This is a genomic window from Ochrobactrum sp. 19YEA23, from assembly GCF_029909865.1.
Classification (GTDB): domain Bacteria; phylum Pseudomonadota; class Alphaproteobacteria; order Rhizobiales; family Rhizobiaceae; genus Brucella; species Brucella gambitense.
In genome coordinates this window covers 1-1140 of record NZ_JASAMQ010000025.1, presented here as the reverse complement: position 1 = coordinate 1140, position 1140 = coordinate 1, and the positions used below count along the sequence as shown (strand labels likewise).

The window sequence follows — 1140 nt, the reverse complement described above, 5'->3', positions numbered from 1 at the left end:
AGATAGAAGCGGTCTGCGACCTTGGCGGCAAAGCGGAAGTTCTGCTCGACCAGAAGGATGGTCATGCCGCGCTTCTTCAATTCCACCAGCACATCGCCGATGCGCTGCACGATGACAGGCGCCAGACCTTCGGTCGGCTCGTCCAGCAGCAGCACCTTCACGCCGGTGCGCAGGATGCGCGCAATGGCCAGCATCTGCTGTTCGCCGCCCGACAGTTTGGTGCCGGGGCTGTTGCGCCGTTCATGCAGGTTCGGGAAAAGCGCGTAAATCTCGTCCAATGACATCAGGCTCTGCTCGCCTTTTGCGACGACCGGCGGCAGCAGCAGGTTCTCATGCACGCTGAGCGTGGCAAAGATGCCGCGTTCTTCCGGCACGAAGCCCAGACCCGCATGGGCGATGCGGTGCAAGGGCACGCGCATGATATCCCGGCCGTCCAGCGTGATCGTGCCGGTACGCTTGCGGATGATGCCCATGATGGCGCGCAAGGTTGTCGTCTTGCCGACGCCGTTGCGGCCCAGAAGCGTGATGGTTTCGCCCGGCCAGATGTCGAGATCGACGCCATGCAGGGCATGGCTTTCACCATACCAGGCATTCAGTCCGCGCACGGACAGGAGCGGTTGGCCTTTATTCATGTTCGGTTCCCATATAGGCGGTGCGCACGCGCTCGTCCTTCGAGACGTCGGCATAGCTGCCAGAGGCGAGGATCTCGCCGCGTTGCAGCACCGTGACATGGTGGGCGATATCGGCCACCACCTTGAGATTGTGTTCCACCATCAAAACGGCGCGATCCTTCGCGACATCGGCAATGAGGGCGGCAATGGTGTGAACGTCTTCATGGCCCATGCCGGCCATCGGCTCATCGAGCAGCAGCACTTTCGGATCGAGCGCCAGTGTGGTGGCGATTTCCAGCGCGCGCTTGCGGCCATAGGACAGATCGGCGGCCAGTGCATGACGGGCATCGGCAAGGCCGACGCGTTCCAGAAGCTCGACGGCTCTCGCGTCCAGCCGATCAAGCGCTGAAAGCGCACGCCAGAATTGCGTGGCAAGGCCGTTCGGGCGCTGCAACGCCACCTTGACGTTTTCCAGCACGGTCAGATGCGGGAAGGTGGCCGAAATCTGGAACGAACGCACCAGTCCCAT

Annotated in this window: 2 protein-coding genes; both read right to left on the bottom strand. The window is 62.3% G+C overall.

Annotated elements, in window-relative coordinates; translation table 11 throughout:
• The coding region (locus QBD01_RS25395; RefSeq protein ID WP_280995035.1) for an ABC transporter ATP-binding protein at positions 1-632 on the bottom strand (632 nt) is incomplete at its 3' end.
• Positions 625-1140, bottom strand: a 516-nt coding sequence (locus QBD01_RS25390) for an ATP-binding cassette domain-containing protein (protein ID WP_280995034.1), incomplete at its 5' end; no start/stop codon positions are given. The genes QBD01_RS25390 and QBD01_RS25395, both read right to left, overlap by 8 nt.